Source organism: Sutterella seckii (assembly GCF_009183815.1).
GTDB classification, from domain to species: Bacteria; Pseudomonadota; Gammaproteobacteria; order Burkholderiales; family Burkholderiaceae_F; genus Sutterella; species Sutterella seckii.
Map to the genome: position 1 here is coordinate 1 of NZ_WEHX01000009.1, position 17,593 is coordinate 17,593.

General features: G+C 59.9%; 13 protein-coding genes. 5 read left to right on the top strand and 8 right to left on the bottom strand.

Translation table 11 applies throughout. The features are described from left to right. The first annotated feature begins 1,175 nt into the window (after nt 1–1,175). Nucleotides 1,176–2,927 (top strand): flavocytochrome c, encoded by a 1,752-nt coding sequence (locus GBM95_RS02935; RefSeq protein WP_152157713.1) that lies wholly within the window; start codon nt 1,176–1,178, stop codon nt 2,925–2,927. Nucleotides 2,928–3,010: 83 nt separating this feature from the next. On the opposite strand, the gene GBM95_RS02940 is transcribed toward GBM95_RS02935, so the two are convergent. Further along, on the bottom strand, nt 3,011–4,093 hold the full coding sequence (locus tag GBM95_RS02940; RefSeq protein WP_152157714.1) for a hypothetical protein: 1,083 nt from the start codon (nt 4,091–4,093) through the stop codon (nt 3,011–3,013). A 234-nt stretch (nt 4,094–4,327) separates the two neighbouring features. Between GBM95_RS02940 and GBM95_RS02945 the strand changes: the two genes are divergently transcribed. Beyond that, nucleotides 4,328–5,164: a MetQ/NlpA family ABC transporter substrate-binding protein gene (locus GBM95_RS02945; RefSeq protein WP_152157715.1), complete on the top strand. Its 837-nt coding sequence runs from the start codon at nt 4,328–4,330 to the stop codon at nt 5,162–5,164. Nucleotides 5,165–5,222: 58 nt separating this feature from the next. Then, nucleotides 5,223–6,347, top strand: a complete 1,125-nt coding sequence (gene menC, locus GBM95_RS02950) for an o-succinylbenzoate synthase (protein ID WP_152157716.1) — start codon at nt 5,223–5,225, stop codon at nt 6,345–6,347. A 1-nt stretch (nt 6,348) separates the two neighbouring features. Here the strand turns inward: menC and GBM95_RS02955 are convergent, their stop codons facing one another. The 6 genes from GBM95_RS02955 to GBM95_RS02980 all read right to left on the bottom strand — a co-directional run bounded on the left by GBM95_RS02955 (nt 6,349) and on the right by GBM95_RS02980 (nt 13,488). Beyond that, nucleotides 6,349–7,599 (bottom strand): alpha/beta hydrolase, encoded by a 1,251-nt coding sequence (locus GBM95_RS02955; protein ID WP_226963131.1) that lies wholly within the window; start codon nt 7,597–7,599, stop codon nt 6,349–6,351. Nucleotides 7,600–7,697: 98 nt separating this feature from the next. Then, nucleotides 7,698–9,944: a formate C-acetyltransferase gene (gene pflB, locus GBM95_RS02960; protein WP_152157718.1), complete on the bottom strand. Its 2,247-nt coding sequence runs from the start codon at nt 9,942–9,944 to the stop codon at nt 7,698–7,700. A 60-nt stretch (nt 9,945–10,004) separates the two neighbouring features. Next, on the bottom strand, nt 10,005–10,745 hold the full coding sequence (gene pflA / locus GBM95_RS02965; RefSeq protein WP_152157719.1) for a pyruvate formate-lyase-activating protein: 741 nt from the start codon (nt 10,743–10,745) through the stop codon (nt 10,005–10,007). A 309-nt stretch (nt 10,746–11,054) separates the two neighbouring features. Next, a complete protein-coding gene (locus tag GBM95_RS02970) occupies nt 11,055–11,801 on the bottom strand; it encodes an amino acid ABC transporter ATP-binding protein (protein WP_152157720.1) in 747 nt (248 codons plus the stop codon). Next, nucleotides 11,798–12,562, bottom strand: coding sequence for an amino acid ABC transporter permease (locus tag GBM95_RS02975; RefSeq protein ID WP_152157721.1), 765 nt, complete (start codon nt 12,560–12,562; stop codon nt 11,798–11,800). Before GBM95_RS02975 ends, GBM95_RS02970 begins: the two co-directional genes overlap by 4 nt. A 155-nt stretch (nt 12,563–12,717) precedes the next feature. Beyond that, entirely contained in the window at nt 12,718–13,488 is a 771-nt protein-coding gene (locus tag GBM95_RS02980) for a basic amino acid ABC transporter substrate-binding protein (protein ID WP_152157722.1), read from the bottom strand. Between the two features lie 294 nt (nt 13,489–13,782). On the opposite strand from GBM95_RS02980, the gene GBM95_RS02985 reads away from it, so the two are divergent. Further along, nucleotides 13,783–14,463, top strand: coding sequence for a FadR/GntR family transcriptional regulator (locus GBM95_RS02985; protein ID WP_152157723.1), 681 nt, complete (start codon nt 13,783–13,785; stop codon nt 14,461–14,463). A gap of 47 nt (nt 14,464–14,510) precedes the next feature. Here the strand turns inward: GBM95_RS02985 and GBM95_RS02990 are convergent, their stop codons facing one another. Continuing rightward, nucleotides 14,511–15,917: an MmgE/PrpD family protein gene (locus GBM95_RS02990; RefSeq protein WP_152157724.1), complete on the bottom strand. Its 1,407-nt coding sequence runs from the start codon at nt 15,915–15,917 to the stop codon at nt 14,511–14,513. A gap of 194 nt (nt 15,918–16,111) precedes the next feature. Between GBM95_RS02990 and argH the strand changes: the two genes are divergently transcribed. Next, nucleotides 16,112–17,521, top strand: coding sequence for an argininosuccinate lyase (gene argH / locus GBM95_RS02995; RefSeq protein ID WP_152157725.1), 1,410 nt, complete (start codon nt 16,112–16,114; stop codon nt 17,519–17,521). Nucleotides 17,522–17,593: the final 72 nt, after the last annotated feature.

Here is a 17,593-nt window from a genome sequence, read left to right on the forward strand (position 1 = left end):
AGGACTCTACGATTCTCCTGAAGCCGCTCTCAAGCCCTTGATGAGGCTGGCTTGACCCCTGGTTGGGGAGTTATACCCCAACCAAGCCGAGATTTTCCGTTGGAGAGGTCAAGCGCCGCAAATCGAATATCGACCTGGATCTCCTGAAGCAAAAGTCTTTTGCGTTCCTCTCGCAGAATCCTGAATACCGCAAATACGCCGTTCGTTACGAAGCCTGCGGCATGGAGGACATTTGACTTCCTCTCCTTCGAGAAGCAGCTTCGGGTTCAGCGCGGCGAGCTGCAGCGTTCGATCGGGTTCCACAAAGAGAACGCTCTTGGCCTGCATCGTTGCGGTAGTCGATTTGCCGCAAAGTTTCGGGTCTTCTATGAGCTTAGCGCCAATGGTTTACAGCTTTCTTCGGAGTAGAGAATCGACAACACGAGTATGATAGTTAAATATATGATTTCTCAAGAGATTGTAGGCAGCATCCGCGTTGGTGCGACAACATGTTTCCTCATTCGGCCAAAATTTACTTCCGTATTTGGCCTGTAAACATTTCCGTATTTGGCCAGTGTTTTCTCTTTGCCTCAACGATTAACGCAATGACTGTCCTCGCGTTGACGTCCTCCTCGCCCTGATCTCTGGGCTACCCACGTTTGCCCAGCTCCGGAGTATGGTAACGCGCGAGCTTAGGAGCGATGCTGCGGGCAGGGAGTTAGTCGAGCGCCTTATAGCTGCAGCCGGCGGCGTGGCCGGCCTGGTGCCGTCGGGCACTGAGTCTATTCCTGTCAAGCGGTCGTGGAATAGCGAGCACGGTCTTCAGGCCGAGCGGAGCATATGCCGTGAAACTGCCGCGTTCGATGCAGTGGGTGGTCCAGAGATCAGGCAAAGCCTGTTTACGTACTGCACCGAGATTTCGCTGCGAATGGCTGCGTCCATCAGATTGAATGCATGGAAGGCGAAATTCTTTCCGCAAACTTCGGGTTTTCACGCATTCAAGGCTCCCAATTCATTGATGTCTCTCAAGAAAATAGTGGAATTTTCCCGATTTCCGCGACGAAGGACTATAAGGAAGGCAATGCGTCATATCTGACCTTCGGGAGAAGACGGCTGGTCTTTTCCGGACGTACGAAATCCGGCATGGCCTTTCAGCCTGACTCAGGGAGCAGGCTCATTCGAATAAGGAGAGAAACATGAAAATACAACTGATTGCCGGCATCGTCTGCTCTATCTTTGCCGCTGCGGCCTCCGCTGCTCCGGTGACGACCGAAGGCACCGGTGTGGGCAAGCACGGCGACGTGACCGTTGCCGTCACTTTCGACAACGGCAGGATCCAGAACATCAAGGTCGTCAAGGAACAGGAAAACCCGGTTCTCGCGAAGAAGGTCTATACGGACCTGAAGGACCTCGTTCAGCAGACGAATTCCGTCGACGTTGACGTGATCTCGGGCGCCACCTTCTCGTCGAAGGGGCTGCTTGCCGCTGTGGCGGACGCCGCCAAAAAGGCGGGCGTGACGCTCGGCAAGGCCGACCAGAAGGCGCTGAAGAAAATCGCCAGGGACCTCCCGAAGAACTCGACCTATGACGTCGTCGTGATCGGCGCGGGCGGTGCGGGCTTCTCGGCCGCCATTGAAGCGAAGAATGCGGGCGCCTCCGTCGTGCTCCTTGAAAAGATGCCTGCCGTCGGCGGCAACTCCCTCATTTCTGGCGCGGAGATGAATGCCGCGAGGAACTGGGTGCAGCCCGTTCTCGGCATCACGGACGATTCGCCTGAACTCCATGCGAAGGACACGTACCTGGGCGGCGACAAGAAGGGCGACCTGAAGGTGATCAACGTCATGACGGGCAACGCCCTCGACGCTGCGCTCTGGTGCCGCGACTATCTGGGCGTGCGCTTCGAGCCCGACAACCTCTTCTTCTTCGGCGGCCACAGCCGCAAGCGCGCTCTGATTCCGGTGGGCCATACCGGCACGGAATTCATTTCGAAGTTCCAGGCGAAGGCCGACGAGCTCGGCATTCCGGTCATCACCAACATGAAGGCCGAGGAGCTCGTCAAGGATAGGAACGGCCGCGTTGTGGGCGTCAAGGCCACGATGGACGGCGCCGAATACACCTTCAATGCGAAGGGCGGCGTGGTTCTTGCGACCGGCGGCTTCGGCGCGAATCCGAAGATGGTCGAGCACTACAACCCGAAGATCGATTCGCGCTTCAAGACGACCGATGCTCCGGGCACCACGGGTGAAGCCCTCTACATGGCTCAGCGTGCGGGCGCCGAGCTCGTCAACATGCAGTACATCCAGACCTACCCGATCTGCGACCCGATTTCGGGCGTGATCGAGCTGATCGCGGATGCGCGCTTTGACGGCGCCATCATGCTGAACCAGGAAGGCAAACGCTTCGTCGAGGAGCTCGGTCGCCGCGACGTCCTCTCCGAAGCCATCCTCGCGCAGACGGGCAACTACTGCTGGGTGCTCTGGAACGACAAGATCGGTGCAGTCTCGAACACCGTCAAGGAACATCCGACGGAATACGATGCCTTCACGAAGCAGGGCATCATGGCCACCTGCGACGACCTGAAGTGCATCGCCGACTTCACGAAGATCCCGTACGACTCGCTGAAGGGCACGGTTGACCGCGTCACCTCCATGGCGGGCAAGGGCAACGACAAGGACTTCCACCATCGTGCGGGCCTCGTCGACATAAGCCAGGGCAAGTACTACGTGATCAAGGCCGTTCCCTCGGTGCACCACACCATGGGCGGCGTCCGGATCAACGAGAAGGCCGAAGCCCTCACTGCTGACGGCAAGGTGATTCCGGGCCTCTGGGCTGCGGGCGAAGTGACGGGCGTTACGCACGGCACGAACCGCTTGGGCGGCAATGCCTACACGGACATCATCGTCTTCGGCCGCATTGCCGGCAAGGCTGCAGCTGAAGCCGCGAAGTAACCGTCGCTCTCAAGAATCCTCCTCAGGGAGGCTTCTTTGAGGACTCTGGGCCGCGCTGCGAAGATTATTTTTCGCGGCGCGGCTTATTCTTTGAGCAAGCGGTTGACGCTCGGCCAGAAGCCGGATTTTTCGTCAAGGTAGAGATTCAACCCGATCTTCAGTGCAAGGTAGCCGGGACCTGAGAAGCGCCTCATGAGGCTCGGCTTCGCATCAAACTTTGCCGGATCGATGAGCTTCAATCGAATCGGATTCGTGAACGGGTCGTGATTGAGCTTTTCCGAGGGGCTCCCCGAAAACGGCGCATCCGGATCTTCCTCCTCTTTGTCTTCCTCCTCGTCCGCGTCATCGCCTTCATATTCTTCTTTTGGAAGAAGCCGTGTTTTCCATGGGAGGAGCCTGAGCTCAGCCGCTGCGACGGGAGAGATCCCGTCGACAGGGGAAACGGCGAGAAGCCACCGGGCGGCAATGCCGATCGTGAGCATCAGGGTTTCAAGCGCCTCCGGAGAAAGAACGTCGCTGCGGATGAGCACCGTGGTCGAAGAGGGCTTGAAGAGCGGCTTTCCGCCGGCATTCATGTCGCAGTCGCCCCTGAGCACCAGGGCGCCGTAGAGTTCGGCAATACCGAGCGCGAGTTCAAGATCTTCGCTCTTGTCGCCGGTGACGGCGATTTTCCAGATCCGGGGAAGGCGTTCCCCCTGAGGCCGAAGCTCAACGAAATCGAGCGGAAGATCGAAGGGAAGCATCAGCGCTTCCTCGCGGAGCTTCAGAACTTCTGCGTGATAGCGCTCCTTCCAGGCTTCAGCCATGCCGTTCCTTCGCGCGGTATCGAGGTCGTCCTGAAGCGACTCGTACCGAAGGAGAAAAAGCGCCGCCCGGGCGGCCTGGGAAAGATCTCCCGCGTTTCCGAAGTCAGGGGAGTCAATGCTGGTTTTTCTCTGGAAGGCTTCTGCAGCGGCGGATGCTGCCGCGCGAACTGCTTCGTTCTCCTTCGACATCAGGGGCTCAGGCAAAGCGCTTTCGATAAAGACGAGAAAATCCTCCTCCGCGGCGCCCGCCTTCGACAACCGTGCGATGCCGTCTGTTACCCCATAAACCGAAATCCTGAGATTTTCCGGGTTGAACACAATGCGCTCGAGCGCCTTGCCGACGGGACTCTGCTTTCTCATGGAAGCCTCCTTTCTTTCTCTCACAGGTTTAATGGTAAGGGCTTCTGCGTCGAAAAATGGCGCAGCAAAGCGCCGGAAAGTCGGAATAAGAGGCCCACAGGGAAGGAAAAAACAACTCAATATCTGATCTCGGTTGTAATACCTGAGCGGCTTCGCCGCAGTGAGTGCTGCCCTCTCAATTCATAATCCATGGATCAACAACGAACTCCCATTATCAGGTTCAAGGAGATTCCCATGCAGCGGCGCACACTGATTGGTTCAACGCTATCCATTCTCTTTGCCTCGGCGCTTCTCGCCGGGTGCGGGGACAAGGCCGGGGACGCCGCAGGCGGCGCGGCTCCGGAAAAGAAGGAAATCACGCTCGGCGTGACGGCGGGGTCCTCTGAAGAGATCGCCGAACAGGTGGCGATCGTTGCGGCGAAGAAGGGCCTCACCATTCACGTGAAGACCTTCGGCGACTACATTGCGGTCGACACCGCGCTCGCGCAGGGCGACATCGACCTCAACGCCTTCCAGCACGAGCCCTATCTCGTCAATTTCAACTCCAAGAACAATACTGATCTGGTTGCGATCGCGAAGACCTATCTCGCGCCGATCGCGGGCTATTCGAAGCGCTGGAAGAGCGTGAATGAGGTGCCTGACGGCGCTACCGTGACGGTGCCGAACGACCCGACGAACGAAGGCCGCGCGCTCTATGAGCTCTCGCGCCTCGGGTGGATCAAGCTGAAGGAAGGCGTTTCGACGACGAAACTGACGCCCAACGACATCGTCGCGAACCCGAAGGGCATCAAGCTCGTGGAGCTTGAAGCCGCGCTTCTGCCGCGCTCGCTTGACGACACGGACGTCGCGATCATCAATGCGGGCTACGCGATCAGCGCTGGTCTCAACAGCCAGAAGGACTCGATCTTCGTTGAATCGACCGAAACGAGCCCCTACGTCAACATCATTGCGGCGAGGAAGGGCACGGAAAAGGATCCGGCTTATCTGAAGGCGGTTGAATCCTTCCGCTCGCCCGAGATCAAGGCCTTCATTGAGAAGACCTACAAGGGCTCGATCGTTCCCTCGTGGTAATCGGATGCTTCGCTTTTGAATCCCCGCCATTTCTTCGGACCATAAGGACACATCTTCCATGCGCATTGAAAAGGCCGTCATCCGTCAGATGAAGCTCCCCTTCAAGACGGGCTTCCGCACGAGCTTCGGCACGACCGTCGTCAAGGACTTTCTCTTGGTCGAGCTCTATGACGCCGAAGGGCGTCTCGGGCTCGGCGAATGCTCGGCCTTCATGCGCCCCTGGTACAACGAAGAGACGACGGTGGGCGCGCGCTATGTGATCCGTGAATTCCTCCTCTCCGAACTTCTACGGGCGGAAGAGATCAAGTCGCCTGAGGCGTTTTTCGACCAGACGGCATGGATCCGCAGAAACCGCATGGCGAGGTCCGCGGTCGACTGCGCGCTCTGGGATCTCTGGAGCCGCGAGCAGGGTATTCCGGAGTGGCGCGCGCTCGGCGGCACCAAGAATGTGATTGAGTCCGGCGTATCGCTCGGCATTGAAAAGTCGCCGGCGGAACTCCTGAAGACCATCGAAAAGTATCTTGCTCAGGGCTACCGGCGCGTCAAATGCAAGATTGCACCGGGCTACGACCTCGAATACCTGCGCGCGGCACGGCGCGAGTTCGGCGGCATCATGCTGATGGCGGACGCGAATTCGGCCTATACGCTCGACGACATCGACACCTTCCGCGCGATGGACGAGCTCGATCTCCTCATGATCGAGCAGCCGCTCGCGAGCGACGACATCGTCGACCATCGGCATCTGCAGGCGGCGATCCGCACGCCCGTGTGTCTTGACGAAAGCGTCGACTCGGTCGATGACGCAAGGCGCGCGATTGAGCTCGGAAGCTGCAAAGTCATCAACATCAAGGTGGCGCGCGTGGGCGGCCTCACGGAAGCGCGCCGCATTCAGGAATTCGCCGCCCGCCACGACGTCGGCTGCTGGTGCGGCGGGATGGTGGATGCGGGGGTCGCCCGCGGGCACAACATTGCCATCGCGACTCTTCCCAACTACGTCTACCCGAACGACATTCCGTCCTCAGACCGCTACTACGCCGACGACCTGGTGACACCTTCGACCTTCATCGACCGTGAGGCCCATATCACCGCATCCGAACGCCCGGGAACGGGGTTCGAACCCGATTGGGCGGTGATCGAAAAGCATACGGTCGAGAAAGAAGTTCTCACAAGAGCCGACTTCTGACTCAGCCGTTCATCACGGAGAGGATCTCCTTCTCCTGATCCGTAAACCAGGGGTTGAACGTCAGGCGAGCAGTCACTCCGGTACGCTTCTTGTCGCCCCAGGCGCCGTAATGGATGTCCTTTGCGGGGATGCCGCGGCAGGTAGTGGTGGATGTCCGATCTTCGCCCAGCCGGCAGAGGCGGTTCAGGCCTTCCTTCCCGTACTGAGGGTTCTCCGGGGAATAGAGAAGCCCCATGTGCGAGAAGCTCGTGATGTTTTCATCCGGAAGATAGTCGCTTCTCACGACGACCCGCGGGTCATTGCCGGAGAGTTCCGACGCGGCTGACTGACTCCCGTACCAAAGAATGCGCGTGCGCGGGTTCGTGAAGCGCTTCGGGAACGTTTCCAGAAGCGCCTGCGTATTCACGACCGAGTCGTGCTCGCTCATCATGATGACGGCGGGGCGGTCAAAGGGCTTCCGCAGAAGCGCGTCCTCGGCGCTTCGCATCGTGTCGACGAAGGCGGCAAGCGCCTGAACGGGAACGATCGTGTATCTGAAGGGCGTCTGCCCGCCCATCATTGAATCCTCGGGTTCCCTCAGCCAGTTGATGAAGGGCGCGAGAATCGGCGCCATGAAGGCGAGATGCGTGCGCACCTCCACTGCGGGCGAAAAGAGGACGAGTCCCGAGATCCATTCATGGCGGGATGCGAATTCAATCGCGAGATTGCAGCCCGTCGAGAAGCCTCCGAGCCAGACCTGAGTTTTCTCTCCCGGATGAAGCGTCTTCAGGTCCCGGTCAAGGATTTCGGCCTGTTCGCGCACCACCCGGCGCCAGTCGTCGGCCGTGGGCTCGAGCATGTCTTCGGGCCGCGTGCCGCAGCCCGGAAGAAGCACCGTCCGCACGAGCCAGCCGGCATTCGCGTAGGTTCTCGCCTGATCAACGAAGCTCCATGGCGAATCGCCGAGTCCGTGAATGAGAAGAATGCCGCGGGTGCCGACGGCGTCGCCGGCGGGAAGGGTCTCCGAGGGCGTATTCCAGCGAAGTTCCGCCGCCGGGTCGTCGGACACGAACTTCCGGCGGGCATTTACCCAGGCTCGGGTTTCGGCCGCGTAGGCCGCGAAGGACGTCTGCCCCAGGGGCTGCACGCCGGCGACCTCCGCCCTCGGCGACGTTGCGCAGGAGGCGAGCGTCGCCGTGAGCGGAATGGCTGCGAGAACTGCGGCGCCGCCCAGAAGCCGGCGCCGGGAGAGCAGAGGACGGGAGGAGAACATTCTTTTCATGATGCAGAAAAGAATAACGGGCCGGAAGGATTCCGGCCCGCTCCAATTACGTCAAAAAGTTGCGTAATCCAATCAAAGGAAGGCGTTGATTACATTTTCCGGTGGCAGGTGCGCGCAATCACGTCGAGCTGCTGCTCGCGCGTGAGGTCGATGAACTTCACCGCATAGCCCGAGACGCGGATCGTGAAGTTCGCGTATTCGGGCTTTTCAGGATGCTCCATCGCATCGATCAGCTTGTCGGTGCCGAAGACATTGACGTTCAAATGGTGCGCGCCCTGGGCGAAGTAGCCGTCCATCACGGAGACCAGGTTTTCAGCGCGTTCGTCAAGCGAGTGACCGAGCGCGTCGGGGCTGATCGTCTGGGTGTTGGAGATGCCGTCGAGCGCGTACTCGTAGGGGAGCTTCGCGACGGAGTTGAGGGACGCCAGAAGGCCGTTCTTTTCCGCGCCGTAGCTCGGGTTCGCGCCGGGCGAGAGCGGTTCGCCCGCCTTTCTGCCGTCGGGGAGCGACCCGGTGGCCTTGCCGTAGACCACGTTCGACGTGATCGTGAGGATCGAGGTCGTGGGTTCGGAATGACGGTAGGTCGGATAGTGGCGGACCTTTTCAATGAAGGTTCTGAGGAGCCACACGGCGAGTTCGTCCGCGCGCTCGTCGTCGTTGCCGTAGCGCGGGAAGTCGCCCTCGACCTCGAAGTCGACCGCGACGCCCTTGTCGTTGCGGATGGGCTTCACCTTCGCGTACTTGATGGCGCAGAGCGAGTCGACCACGTGCGAGAAGCCGGCGATGCCCGTGGCGAACGTGCGGCGGACGTCGGTATCGATGAGCGCGAGCTCGGCGGCTTCGTAGAAGTACTTGTCGTGCATGTAGTGAATGAGGTTGAGCGTATTCACGTAAATGCCGGCAAGCCACTCCATCATCGGGTCGAAGCGCGCCATGACCTCGTCGTAGTCGAGGAATTCAGACGTGATCGGACGATAGGCCGGACCCACCTGGGCTCCAGACTTTTCATCGACGCCGCCGTTGATCGCGTAGAGCATGCACTTGGCGAGGTTCGCGCGGGCGCCGAAGAACTGCATTTCCTTGCCGGTTTCGGTCGCCGAGACGCAGCAGCAGATCGAGTAGTCGTCGCCCCAGACCGGACGCATGACGTCGTCGTTCTCGTACTGGACGCTCGAAGTGAGGCACGAGATCTTCGCGGCATAGCGTCGGAAGGCTTCCGGAAGAGCCTTCGTGTAGAGCACCGTCAGGTTGGGTTCGGGCGCCGGATCCATGTTTTCGAGGGTATGGAGGAAGCGGAAGTCCGTCTTCGTCACCATCGGGCGGCCGTCCATGCCGATCCCCGCCATCTCAAGCGTCGCCCAGACCGGGTCGCCAGAGAAGAGCTGGTTGTATTCCGGAATGCGGGCGAACTTCACCATGCGGAACTTCATGACGAGGTGGTCGATGAGCTCCTGGGCTTCGGTTTCCGTGAGCGTCCCTTCCTTCAGGTCGCGCTCGAGGTAGATGTCGAGGAAGGTCGAGATGCGGCCCACCGACATCGCGGCGCCGTTCTGCGTGCGGATGGCGGCGAGGTAGCCGAAATAGAGCCACTGCACGGCTTCGCGGGCGTTCACCGCGGGCTTCGAGATGTCGAAGCCGTAGCTCTTCGCAAGCTCCTTCATCGCCATGAGGGCGCGGATCTGTTCGCTGATTTCCTCGCGCTGGCGGATGACTTCGTCGCTCATCATCCCGCAGCCGCAGTTCTTCAGATCGCGCTTCTTTTCGGCGATCAGATGGTCGATGCCGTAGAGCGCGACGCGGCGGTAGTCGCCCACGATGCGGCCGCGCCCGTAGGTGTCGGGAAGCCCCGTGATGATCTTATTCTTTCGCGCCGCACGCATTTCGGGCGTATAGGCGTCGTAGACGCCCTGGTTGTGCGTCTTGCGGTATTCATTGAAGATCTGATCGAACTTCGCGTTGGGTTCGTACCCGTAGGTTCGGCAGGCTTCCTGAGCCATGCGGATGCCGCCGTAGGGCATGAAGGCGCGCTTCAGGGGCTTGTCGGTCTGGATGCCCACCACCTTCTCGAGGTCCTTGAGCTCCGGATCAATGTAAGCCGCCGGGTAGGCAGTGATCGAGGAGACGATTTCGGTCTCCATGTCGAGGACGCCGCCCTTCGCGCGTTCTTCCTTCTGGAGTTCGGAGAGGCGTCCCCAGAGCTTCTCAGTCGCTTCCGTGGGGCCGGCGAGGAAGTCGCTTCCGCCCGCATAAGGGGTGTAGTTGTTCTGAATGAAGTCGCGGACGTTTATGTCGCGCTTCCAGTGCGTGCCCGTAAAGGTGCGCCAGGCTTCAGTCATGGTGGAACTCCTATGAATTAAAAAGAGAAATTAAAAAACTGGGGAAATCGGTACAGGCGGTCAAAGGCTTTTTGCCGCGCATCCGAGAATGCGCTCGGCATTGAGGATGCGTTCCTTTGTCGGGGGCGGGAGGCCCTTCGTGCGGCAGGGAATGCCGAGCGCCTCCCACTTGGGTTCGGCAAAGCTGTGAAAGGGTAGAACCTCGACGCGCTCGACGTTGTCGAGCGTCTGAATGAAGCCGGAAAGGGCCTTCAGAGCTTCATCCTCGTCCGTCCAGTCGGGCACGAGCACGTGCCGGATCCAGACGGGCTTCTTCTTTTCCGAGAGATAGCGCGCGAAGTCGAGAATGGTCTCGTTCGTGAAGCCCGTGAGCTTCTTGTGGGCGTCGGGACGGATGTGCTTGATGTCGAGAAGCACGAGGTCGGTGACGGCCAGCAGGCGCTCGAACCCGGCGAGATTTTCGGGTTCCCGGGTAAAGGGCAGTCCGCTCGTGTCGATTGTGGTCGAGACGCCCGCGCGCTTCGCTTTCTCAAAAAGCTCCGTCACGAACTCCATCTGCAGCAGGGGCTCCCCGCCGCTCACGGTGATGCCGCCCTTTTCGCCCCAGTAGGGACGGTAGCGGAGCGCCCGTTCGAGGACTTCATCGGGCGAAACAATTCGCCCCGTCTGAATGCGCCAGGTATCCGGATTGTGGCAGTAGACGCAGCGCATCCGGCAGCCCTGCACGAAGACGACGAACCGCACTCCTGGTCCGTCGACGGATCCGAATGTTTCGTAAGAATGAATACGGCCGGTGGTCATGGCAGGCGAAGAAATCCTCTGTCGGTCGGGTTCATGGGGTACTTCCCTAGGGGGAAGCCCTCGATTCTGGGCATTCCTTACTCTAAGCGAAGGAAAGCCGTAAGTCATCAGTCCTTCGGATGAGAAGGACAAGGAAAACGAAAGCAAAGACTACCGAATTCAAGCCTTTCCTGAGGAAAAATGGACTGAGGCCGGCGCCGTCCCAATGTATACGAGCCTTGCGGGAGTTCCAGGCAAAGAAAAGCCCGCGGAGCCGAAGAGGCGTTTCCGCGGGTTGATAGAAAATATCGATTTATTGAATAGGCTTTATCAAAGAACGCGCGCGAGGAAGGATTTCGTGCGCTCTTCCTTCGGCGCAACGAGGATTTCTTCAGGAGCGCCCTCTTCGACGATGCGGCCGCCGTCCATGAAGACCACGCGGTCGGCGACCTCGCGGGCGAATCCGATTTCGTGCGTGACGACGATCATCGTCATGCCGGAGTCTGCGAGGCGCTTCATGACGGAGAGCACCTCGCCCACGAGTTCGGGGTCGAGCGCCGAGGTGGGTTCGTCAAAGAGCATTACCTTGGGCTCCATCGCGAGCGCGCGGGCAATTGCAACGCGCTGCTGCTGGCCGCCCGAGAGGCTTGCCGGATAGTCGTTCGCCTTTTCAAGGAGCCCGACGCTCTTCAGGAGGTCAAGGGCCTTTCTGCGGGCCGGTTCCTCGGCGACCTTGAGAACGATCTGCTGCGCGAGCATCACGTTTTCAACGACCGTCTTGTGGGGCCAGAGGTTGAAGCGCTGGAAGACCATGCCGAGATGTTCGCGCACCTTGTTGAGATTCGTCTTCGGGTTCGTCACCTCGACGCCGTTCACGAAGATCTTGCCCGAGGTCGGCACCTCAAGCTCGTTGATGCAGCGGAGCATCGTGGACTTGCCCGACCCGGAAGGGCCGAGGACCACGACCTTTTCGCCCGGACGGACGGAAAGGTTGATGCCGTCCAAGACCACATGATCGCCGAAGGCCTTCTTCAGGTTCCTGATCTCGACGATGGCGTTTTTGTTTTCTTCACTCATGACGTGCTCCCAAGACCGTTGTCGCCGCGACCGAGCCTGGCTTCAAGGCGGCGGATGCCCCAGGCGAGAAGAAGCGTCATCACCCAGTAGACGCAGGAAATCGTGATGTAGGGCTCCCAGTAGCGGGCGGAGGCGCCGGCCACCGTACGGGCGGCGTAGGCGAGTTCGGCGAGGCCGATCGCCGAGACGAGGGACGAATCCTTCAGAATGGCGATCGCGTTGTTGCCGAGCGCCGGGAGCATCCGGCGGAAGGCCTGCGGCAGGATGATCTTGCGCATCGCCTGGAAGTAGGTCATGCCGAGCGAGCGGGCGGACTCCATCTGGCCCTTGTCGAGGGACTGGATGCCGGCGCGGAAGATTTCGCACATGTAGGCGCCGGAATTGAGCGTGATCGCGCAGATGCCGGCGAGCATGGCGCCGTAGTTGGCGCGGATTTCACGCGCAAGGGCCCCGTCGATCAGAAGGCCGTCGCCCGGATGGATGAAGATCGGGAGCACCGCGAAGTGCATGAGGAAGATCTGCACGAATAGCGGGGTGCCGCGGAAGAAGCTCACGTAGACCGCGATCGGCCAGCGCACGCCGAAGTGAAGGAACGACTTTGCGGGTTCGTAGCGCGCCGAGGCGAGGCGCCCCATGCCGAGGAGCGTGCCGAGAATCATGCCGAGGAAGACGCAGATCACGGTGATCTGAACGGTCATCCAGGCGCCGTGCACGAAGAGCGGCCAGTATTCAACGATGACGTCGGAATGAAAACCAAACATTGAGGGTCCGTTTATAGAAACGCGCCGGCGCCCCTTCTTCAGGACGCCGACGTGGTTTGGAAAAAGCTTTTGAGCGGGAGGAAAGGAGATGAGCCGCTTCTCAATGCATCGGGCGGCTTCAGAATCCTTCCCTTCAAAGCATCAGATTAAGGGAATCAGCGGGGAAGCTTCGGAGCATCCGTACCGAACCACTTCTGATAGACCTTGTTGTAGGCGCCCGAGGAAATGGCCTTTTCGAGGCCGTTGTTCACGTCGTTCAGAACCTTCGTGTTGCCCTTTCTCACGCCGATGCCGAAGTACTGTTCGGCAAAGCCCGGATCGCGGCACTGGTTGAACTTCTTCTCGGGGTTCTGCTTCACGTACCACTGCAGAACGCCCACGTCGCCGATCATCGCGTCGACGCCGCCGTTGGCTAGCTCTTCAAGCGCGAGGGGCGTGTTGTCGAAGCGGCGGATGTTGGTCGAGGCCTTGCCGAATTCCTGCGAGGCGGCAATGTCGCCGGCGGACGCATTGACCACGGCAATGAGCTTGCCCTTCAGGTCCTTCAGGCTCGAAATCTTGAGGTTCGAATTCGTGAGGATGAGCTGGTGGGCGAGGAAGTAGGGATGCGAGAAGTCGACCGCCTGCTTGCGCTTTTCCGTGATCGTGATGCCCGACATGATGATGTCGCGGTCGCCGTTGTTGAGGCCGGCGAAGATGCCGTCCCACGGCGTATTGATGAATTCAACTTCGAAGCCGCCCGCCTTGGCGATTTCCTTCATGAGGTCCACGTCGAAGCCGACGAGTTCCTTATTGGGCGTTTCGTATTCAAAGGGTCGGTAGGTCGCACCCGTGCCGACCGTGTAGGTCGCGGCGCTGGCGATGCCGGCGGCGAGGGCGGCAGAGAAGAAAGCGGCTGCAAAGACGGCTTTGGTCTTCAGAGACATGTTCTTAGTACTCCAGAAAATGCGTGTGCGGATGCGGACGCACGACAGGAAAGTAGAAAAATACCGGGCGTGATTGTGGGCGTATTTCTCCCTCTCCGTAAAGGTCTGGCGGGCAAAGAATAGAGGGTTTGCTGAGCTAACCGAGGTTCTCTACGAAAAGCAGGTTAGTTGCCGTCAATTGTCGACAAGTCGGATCCTTTGATTGGCAAGTTTTGCGTCATTAAGCGACATAATCTCAATTCGTTAAAATTGCAGTCTTTGAGAGCATCCGCTCGAGTCACCAGGGAACTTTTTATGGACGAGGAGAGCCTCTTCCGCGACATTCACAGTCATCTCATGCTTCAGGCCAGGGAAGGTCAGAAGATGGATACCGAGATGAAGCTTGCGGAACGGTTCAATGTATCGCGCTACCGCGTGCGCCGCGTGCTCGACATTCTGTCGAGAATGGGGGTCGTTCATCGTGTCCAGAAGCGCGGTCTTACGCTCGTTTCGCCTGAGCCCGAGGATCTCTCCAAAAGCATCGGCTCGCAGATTCAGTCGGTCGGATTCAACGCCATGGAATTCAGCGAGGCGCGGGATCTGATTGAGAGCGCGGTGCTTTCCCTCACCGTGAAGCGGATGACCCCGATGCAGCTCGGGCGCCTCTCAGAAACGTTCGACCAGCTCGAGCGCGTGAATCTCGCTCCCCTCGCGGCGCTCTCGATTCACCAGACGTTTCATTCGCTCTTTCTTGAAGGGTGCGGCAACCGCGTGCTACAGGTGTTTGCCGCAGCGCTCCTCTCCGAGTGCGCGCAGAAGCTTGCCGAAGCCGGAGACAACCTTCCGGGAAGCTTCGTATCGGAAATCATTTCGCTCGACCGCGATCTTCTGGCGGCGCTCCGCGCGGGGGACGACGAAGCTTCTCGTGCGGCGCTCGTTGAATTGATTGATGCGGAGGTTGCTGCCGCCGCCGCCCATGGAATAAAGGCGGACTGACCGCTTTTTCCGGGCCAATCCGCCTTTCTTTTCAAAGTTAGAGTCGATTACGCCGCAAAGCGCTCGCGCGTCTTCGGAGCGGCTGCGAGAAGGCTCACGATTTCCGTGCGGAAGTCCTTCACCTCGTCGAGCGCCATCAGGCGGCGGGCGAGCTCGGCGGAATCCTCTTCAAACAGCACCATTTCCGTTACGGACCGGAATTTTCTGAGGAGCGCCTCGTCGGTCACCGGATTCGTGGGGGCGCCCAGGGGCATCGGAACGCGTTCCTCCCAGCTGCGGCCGTCCGAAAGGGTCACCCGCACGATGGGTTCGTCGTCGTCCTTCTGGGAGGGATCAATTTCAAAGCGGATCCGCTTCATCATCTCTGCAACTCTCGGATCCTCGCGGCGGCTTCTCGCAAAGGACGCGAGACTTGCCGAACCGAACACGAGGTCGGCCGCAACGCTGTAGGGAATCGAAAGCTGCGCCGCGTTCATCGGGTGGATGGCGAACTTGCCGCACATGCCGTGCACGAAGGGATTGATGATGACGAGGATTTCCTTGATCTCATCCGCCCTGAAGCCGTGCCTGGCCATCAGATTGTCGACGGCGTCGATCGAAGAGTGGGTCGAGCGGCAGGAAGCGTGGGGCTTGATGGAGACGCGGGCGAGCTTCCAGTTCGTCCCGAGGTCCTTGAGCCACGCATCGGGGTCGGAGGAATTAGGCGCAAAGCTCTTGTTGAAGCCGCCCCAGACCTCTTCGAAGACCATGGAGGGACCGGTGAAGCCCTGCTTCGCGAGCACGGCGCTCATGAGGCCGCCCCAGGCGGCGTGTCCGGCGTGAAGGCGCTTATTCTGCGCGCCGTCGTGGACGCAGGACCAGAGCCCGGCTGCAAAGGAGCTTGCGAGCCCCAGAGCCATCTCCGTCTGACGGTCATCGAGCTCAAGAATTTTTGCGGCTGCCGCGGTGGCGCCGAAGGGGCCGCACGTGCCGGTTGAATGGAAGCCCGCGCCGTTATGCGCTTCATATGCGCCGCAGGCTTCAAGCGCCCGGCGGGCCACGTCGTAGCCGAGAACGACGGCGGTAATGAATTCCCGGCCCGTCACCTTGCGCCCGGAGAGTTCGGCAGCGGCCACGGCCGCCGGAACGACGACAGCGCCCGAATGGTCGCACCCGCCCGTGTCGTCAAGCTCGAAGGCGTGAGAAGCCGTGCCGTTGATGAGCGCGGCGTTCAGAGGGGAAACCGTTTCGCCGGCACCCCAGAGAGAGGCCCGTCCCTCGCCTTCGCCCGCTTCTCGAAGGGTTTTGAGAAGAAGCTGGGGTTCGGGCGCGATTGCGCCCGCAATGCCCGCTCCGATGCTGTCGAGGATGTGCCTTACGGCTTTTTCGGCAATGGGGCGGGGCAGGTCGTCATAGGTCGTATTGACGACGAAGCGCGCGAGCTTCGCGCTTTTGGTTTCAGTGATGTCCGTCATGGCTCTGGTTCCTCAAAGGAAAAGGGTTCCTGTGAAGCGAATGGTACGTCGTAAGGCATTTTCCGGTCTGTAAAGAGCTGTTCATTATGCTGACCATAATCAACAAGCTGGCGCCATTATCTTTTATATTGTCGACAATATGAAAGATAATAGCGTTCATCAAGATTATTTTGTTGCTTTGAAAGGAGATTCAAATGAGCAACCAGGAAAGCAAGAGCCGCAGCGGCCGTTTCGACCTTCCCGCCAATGAGCTCGTTGAGAAATTCAACGCCACGATTCCGTTCGAGCAGCGCGTCTGCCCGTTCGACATTCAGGATTCGCAGGCGCATGCAACGATGCTCGCCCGCCAGGGCATCATCAGCAAGGAGGATGCTGAAGCGATCTGCGCCGGCCTCGACCAGGTCGCCGCGGAAATCCGCGCGGGCAAATTCGTCTTCTCCGTGAAGGACGAGGACATCCATATGGCGATCGAAAAGCGCATGACCGAAATCGTGGGTCCCGCGGGCGGGCGTCTCCATACCGGCAGAAGCCGCAACGATCAGACGACGACCTCCACGAAGATGTATCTGCGTCATGCGATCCGCGAGGTTCAGAAGGGAATCCGGGCGCTTCAGGCGGAATTCATCGCGATTGCGCGGGCCAACATGACGGTGATCATGCCGGGCTACACGCACATGCAGACCGGCCAGCCGATCCTCTTCTCGCACTGGATGATGGCCTTCTTCTGGATGATGGAGCGCGACTTCACGCGCTTCGGCGACCTCTACCGCCGCATGGGACGCTGCCCCCTGGGCGCCGCGGCGCTCGCCGGCACGGACTTCCCCATCGACCGCGAATACACGGCTGAAAGGCTCGGGTTCGAAGGTCCGACCGAGAATTCGATCGACAGCGTTTCCGACCGCGACCATATGGTCGAATTCAACGCGGCAGCGGCGATGTGCTATATGCATCTCTCGCGCCTTGCCGAAGAGCTCGTCACCTTCTCGACGCAGGAATTCAAGTTCGTGGAGCTCTCCGACGATTTCTGCACCGGCTCCTCGATCATGCCGCAGAAGAAGAACCCGGACATTGCCGAAAAGATCCGCGGCAAGACGGGCCGCATGTACGGCAACCTGATGGCGATGCTCACCATCATGAAGGGCATTCCGCTCGCCTACAACACCGACCTTTCGGAAGACAAGGAACAGGTCTTCGACTCGATCGACACGCTCCTCGACAGCCTTGCCATCATGACGCCGATGATCGCCAAGATGCGCGTCAACTCCCCGAAGATGCGCGCTTCGGCCGACCTCGGCTACGCCAACGCCACCGACCTCGCCGACTATCTCGCGAAGAAGGGCATTCCCTTCCGCGAAGCGCACCACATCGTGGGCGCCATGGTCAATTACGGCATCAAGCACGGCAAGCGCCTCGACGACTTCACGATGGAGGAGTACAGGAGCTTTTCCGACAAGATCGAGGAAGACATCCGCGAGGAAATCAATCTTGAAACGTGCGTGCGCGCACGTCGCTCCTTCGGCGGCACGGCGCCCGAGCGCGTCGCCGAGCAGCTCGGCCGCGCCGAAGCTGTTCTCGCCCGCGAGGACGAGGAACTGAAGCGCTGAAGCCCCAGGCGCCTTTCTCATCAGCTTTTCTCTCTGAAGACCCATCCCGCAGGCCTCGCATGAAGCCCGCGG